Source organism: Herminiimonas sp. (assembly GCF_030645555.1).
Lineage (GTDB): Bacteria > Pseudomonadota > Gammaproteobacteria > Burkholderiales > Burkholderiaceae_D > Oxalicibacterium.
Map to the genome: position 1 here is coordinate 1 of NZ_JAUSME010000080.1, position 5,009 is coordinate 5,009.

General features: G+C 56.4%; 2 protein-coding genes and 1 pseudogene. 2 read left to right on the top strand and 1 reads right to left on the bottom strand.

Annotation, left to right across the window (positions count from 1 at the left end; translation table 11 throughout):
* Positions 1 to 110: 110 nt before the first annotated feature.
* Positions 111 to 2,783 (bottom strand): annotated as a pseudogene (uvrA, locus tag Q7T06_RS03140) (excinuclease ABC subunit UvrA); the annotation flags it as partial.
* 175 nt (positions 2,784 to 2,958) lie between these two features.
* On the opposite strand from uvrA, the gene Q7T06_RS03145 reads away from it, so the two are divergent.
* Positions 2,959 to 4,152 carry an MFS transporter gene (locus tag Q7T06_RS03145; RefSeq protein ID WP_304780015.1) on the top strand — a complete coding sequence of 398 codons (1,194 nt, stop codon included), beginning with the start codon at positions 2,959 to 2,961 and terminating at the stop codon, positions 4,150 to 4,152.
* 14 nt (positions 4,153 to 4,166) lie between these two features.
* Positions 4,167 to 4,661, top strand: a complete 495-nt coding sequence (gene ssb / locus Q7T06_RS03150) for a single-stranded DNA-binding protein (RefSeq protein ID WP_304780010.1) — start codon at positions 4,167 to 4,169, stop codon at positions 4,659 to 4,661.
* Positions 4,662 to 5,009 lie beyond the last annotated feature (348 nt).

A 5,009-nucleotide genomic window follows, 5' to 3' on the forward strand; every position in this document is an offset into this window, starting at 1 on the left:
TGCGCGGGCAAGCGCTACAACCGCGAGACGCTGGAGATCCTCTACAAGGGCTACAGCATCCGCGACGTGCTGGAAATGACGGTTGAAGACGCGCTGAAGTTGTTCGAGCCGGTGCCGACCTTGTCGCGCAAGCGATGTATGACTTTCAGCAGCAAGTCTATGTCATGGAAGTGCAGGCCGGTGGTCGGCTCATCGAGGATATACAGCGTGCGACCGGTATCGCGTTTCGACAATTCCAGCGACAGCTTGACGCGCTGCGCTTCGCCGCCCGAGAGCGTGGTGGCGCTCTGCCCGAGGCGGATATAGCCGAGGCCGACATCCAGCAGCGTTTGCAGTTTGCGTGCAATCACCGGCACCGGCTTGAAGAACACATGCGCTTCTTCCACTGTCATGCCGAGTACTTCAGTGATGCTCTTGCCCTTGTACTGTATCTCCAGCGTTTCGCGGTTGTAGCGGTTGCCGTGACAGACATCGCAGGGTACATACACATCCGGCAGGAAGTGCATCTCGACCTTGATCACGCCATCGCCCTGACACGCTTCGCAACGGCCACCCTTGACGTTGAATGAAAAACGCCCGGCTGAATAACCGCGTTCCTTCGAGGTCGGTACCGTCGCGAACAGATCGCGTATCGGTGTGAACAAGCCGGTGTAGGTGGCAGGGTTCGAGCGCGGCGTACGGCCGATAGGCGCCTGATCGACGGAAATGACTTTGTCGAAATGTTCGAAGCCGCTGATTGCATCATGCGCAGCCGGTTCGGCTTGCGAGCCGTACAGGTGGCGCGAGGCGGCGTGATACAGCGTGTCGTTGACCAGCGTCGATTTACCCGAGCCGGAGACGCCGGTGACGCAGGTCAGCAAGCCGACCGGCAGTTCCAGTGTCACGTTTTTCAGGTTGTTGCCGGTGGCGCCGGTGATGACGAACTGCTTTTTCGGATTGGATGGTGTGCGTTTTTTCGGCACGCCTATGCCCATCGTGCCGTTCAGGTATTGCGCAGTCAGCGATGTCTTGCTTTTGAGGATGTCTTTGAGCGTGCCTTCGGCGATCACTTCGCCGCCGTGCACGCCTGCGCCTATGCCCATGTCGACGATATAGTCGGCGCAGCGGATCGCATCTTCATCATGCTCGACCACCAACACGCTGTTGCCGATATCGCGCAAATGCTTGAGTGTGGTGATCAGGCGATCATTGTCGCGCTGGTGCAAGCCGATAGATGGCTCATCGAGCACATACATGACGCCGGTCAGGCCGGAGCCGATTTGCGAGGCCAGGCGTATGCGCTGTGCTTCGCCGCCCGACAAGGTGTCGGCGCTGCGTTCCAGCGACAGGTAATCGAGGCCGACGTTGTTGAGGAATTTCAGGCGCGAGACGATTTCCTTGACGATGCGATCGGCGATTTCCTTCTTCGCGCCGGTCAGGGTCAGGGTTTCGAAAAATTCCAGTGTCTGGCGCAAGGGCGTGGCTGCAACTTCATAAATCGCGCGCTTCTGGTCGCCATTGCCCACCAGCACGTTGCGTGCTTCGACGCGCAGGCGTGCACCGTGGCAGCTTGGGCATTCCTTTTCATTGATGAACTTCGCCAACTCTTCCTTCACCGCCATCGAATCGGTTTCGCGATAACGGCGCTGCAGATTGTTGACCACGCCTTCGAATTCATGTTCGCGGATGACGGTGCGGCCTTGTTCATTGACGTAGGTGAACGGAATTTTCTGTTTGCCGGAGCCGAACAGCACGGCTTGTTGTGCAACTTCCGGCAGTTTTTCAAACGGCACGTCGATATCGAAATTGTAGAATTCCGCCAGGTTCGACAGCATCTGGAAGTAAAACTGATTGCGCCTGTCCCAGCCCTTGACCGCGCCGCTGGCGAGCGACAGATTGGGGAAGGCGACGATGCGCTTAGGATCGAAGAATTCGATATGACCCAGGCCGTCGCATTCCGGGCACGCGCCCATCGGGTTGTTGAACGAGAACAGGCGCGGCTCGAGTTCCTGCAGCGAGTAGCCACAGACCGGGCAGGCAAACTTGTTCGAATAAACGTGTTCGAAGCCGCTATCCATTTCCAGCACCAGCGCACGGCCATCGGCCAGGCGCAGCGCGGTTTCGAAACTTTCCGCCAGGCGTTGCTTGATGTCGGCCTTGACCTTGATGCGGTCGATGACGACGTCTATCGTGTGTTTCTCCGCTTTCTTCAGCGTAGGCAAATCATCGACATCATAGGTTTTTGCCGCCGCAGTGCCGCTCTGCACGCGAAAGCGCACGAAGCCCTGCGCCTGCATCTGTTCGAACAGATCGACGTGTTCGCCTTTGCGATTGGCGACGACCGGCGCCATGATCATCAGCTTGGTGTCTTCCGGCATGGCCAGCACTGCATCGACCATTTGCGATACGGATTGTGCCGCCAGCGGATTTTCCGGATGGTCGGGGCAATACGGGGTGCCGACGCGCGCGTACAGCAGGCGCAGGTAATCGTGGATCTCGGTGACGGTGCCGACAGTCGAGCGCGGATTGTGCGAGGTGGCTTTTTGCTCGATGGAAATCGCCGGCGACAAACCTTCGATCAAATCGACATCCGGTTTTTCCATCAACTGCAGGAACTGGCGCGCATACGACGACAGTGATTCGACGTAGCGGCGCTGGCCTTCCGCATACAGCGTGTCGAAGGCCAGGGACGACTTGCCGGAGCCGGACAGGCCGGTGATCACGATCAGTTTATTGCGTGGCAAATCCAGATTGATGTTTTTGAGGTTGTGCGTGCGCGCACCTCGGATACGAATTTCGTCCATTCACTCTTTCAGCTAGGCTTTTCCGGTGCCCCTGGCCTTTTTTGAAGGTTTGGAGCGGGTTAAAACGGGTCAACCTGCTACTATAGCGGGTTTTAAAGCGTGTCGTAAAACCGCTTATTGTTCTATTTCCATCTCTTTCATGTCATCTACTCCATCGATAGACGCCGGCACCGGCATGACCCGCACTGAAATCCGCGCCAGTACTTCGCTCGCGTCGATTTTTGCATTGCGCATGCTGGGCCTGTTTCTGATCCTGCCGGTCTTTTCGGTCCACGCGAAATCCCTGCCGGGAGGCAATAACGCGACGCTGGTCGGGCTGGCTATGGGCATTTACGGTTTGACGCAGTCGTTCGGGCAAATCCCGTTTGGCATTGCGTCGGATAAATATGGCCGCAAGCGCGTGATCATCATAGGCTTGGTCCTGTTTGCGCTCGGCTCTTTCATTGCCGCAGCCGCCGACGACATCGTCTGGGTCATCATAGGCCGGGCAGTGCAAGGGGCCGGCGCCATTTCAGCCGCGGTCACTGCATTCATCGCCGATTCAACCAGGGAAGAGCACCGCACCAAGGCGATGGCGATGGTGGGCGGCTCTATCGGCCTCACGTTTGCCGGTTCGCTGGTTGCCGCCCCCTTGCTGTATCAGGCGATAGGCATGGGCGGCATCTTTGCATTGACGGGCAGCCTGTCAGTACTGGCTATCCTGGTGGTCATCTATCTGGTGCCAGTTGCGCCGCCGCTGCCGCCGGGACGCGTGACGATACGTGAAGTGCTGGCCAATGGCGAATTGATGCGCTTGAATTACGGCGTCTTTGCGCTGCACTTGACGCAGATGGCGATGTTCGTCGTGGTGCCGTCGGCGCTGATCCAGTCTGGCCATCTGCCGCTGGCCGAGCATTGGAAAATCTATCTGCCGGTAGTGCTGCTTTCATTTGTGCTGATGCTGCCGCCGATATTTATCGCTGAAAAGCATGGCAAGTCGAAACAGGTTTTCATTGCCGCGATTGTCTTGTTATTATTTGTGCAAATCGGCATGGGCGTACTGTTTGCACAGGCGCAGGCAAGCTGGATATGGCTGCTGGCGCTGCTGCTGGCATTCTTTATCGCATTCAATATTCTGGAAGCTAGCCAGCCTTCGCTGGTGTCGCGCATCGCGCCGCCAGCCGGCAAGGGCGTGGCGCTGGGCGTCTACAACACCTTGCAGGCGCTGGGCCTGTTTTGCGGCGGTGTGCTGGGCGGCTGGCTGACGCAGCATTTCGGCGGCGCATCGGTATTCATACTGGGCGCCGGACTCACCGTTGTGTGGCTTATAATTGCTGCCAACATGCAAAACCTACCGCGCCGCAGCAGTGTTCAGGCAGCACTCGTTTAATCGGAGAAAAATCAATGGCATCAGTCAATAAAGTCATCATCGTCGGCAATCTCGGGCGCGATCCTGAAACACGTTATATGCCTAACGGCGAAGCCGTCACCAATGTGGCCGTGGCCACGACGGAAAGCTGGAAGGACAAAACCAGCGGCGACAAAAAAGAAATCACCGAATGGCATCGCATCACCTTTTATCGCAAGCTGGCTGAAATCGCCGGTCAATACCTGAAAAAAGGTTCGTCCGTTTATATCGAAGGCCGTTTGCAAACGCGCAAATGGACAGACAAGGATGGCGTCGAACGCTTTACGACAGAAATTATTGCTGACACGATGCAAATGCTGGGCGGTCGTCCTGGCGCAGGTGGCGGTAGCGCCTCCATGGATGATGATTACAGTAGCAACAATGCACCTGCACCGCGCCAGAGTTCGGCTGGCGCCAGCAGCGCAGCACGTCCTGCAGCCAAACCGGCAGCGTCCAATTTCAACGATATGGATGACGACATTCCATTCTGAGATTTGCTTGCAGCCGGATAGCTAAAGTATGAAAAAACGCCCTGTTTTACAGGGCGTTTTTTTATTCTGTCATGGATGCTCATGCGTCTGTCTGTTCCTTACCGTACAGATGACTTCGCCAAATTCGTGCAAAATTTCGTAGCAGCAGTATGTGCGTTACCTTTCTTGCATCATCAAAGTGTGCAGCCTTACCTTTCCATAACAATAATTTAAAAGAAATTTTGATGACCTTATTTTCACGTGACTCGCTCGTTCACAAAAACCGCCTGCTGTTACGCAAAACGTATCTGCAGTTTGCCTTGCTGGCTTGCACTTTGCCCGCGCCATGGATTGCGCAGGCGCAAACGG

Excerpts from the sequence above, each read along its gene's own strand:
- Q7T06_RS03145 (WP_304780015.1), top strand. The coding sequence starts at position 2,959 with ATGACCCGCACTGAAATCCGCGCCAGTACTTCGCTCGCGTCGATTTTT.
- ssb (WP_304780010.1), top strand. The coding sequence starts at position 4,167 with ATGGCATCAGTCAATAAAGTCATCATCGTCGGCAATCTCGGGCGCGAT.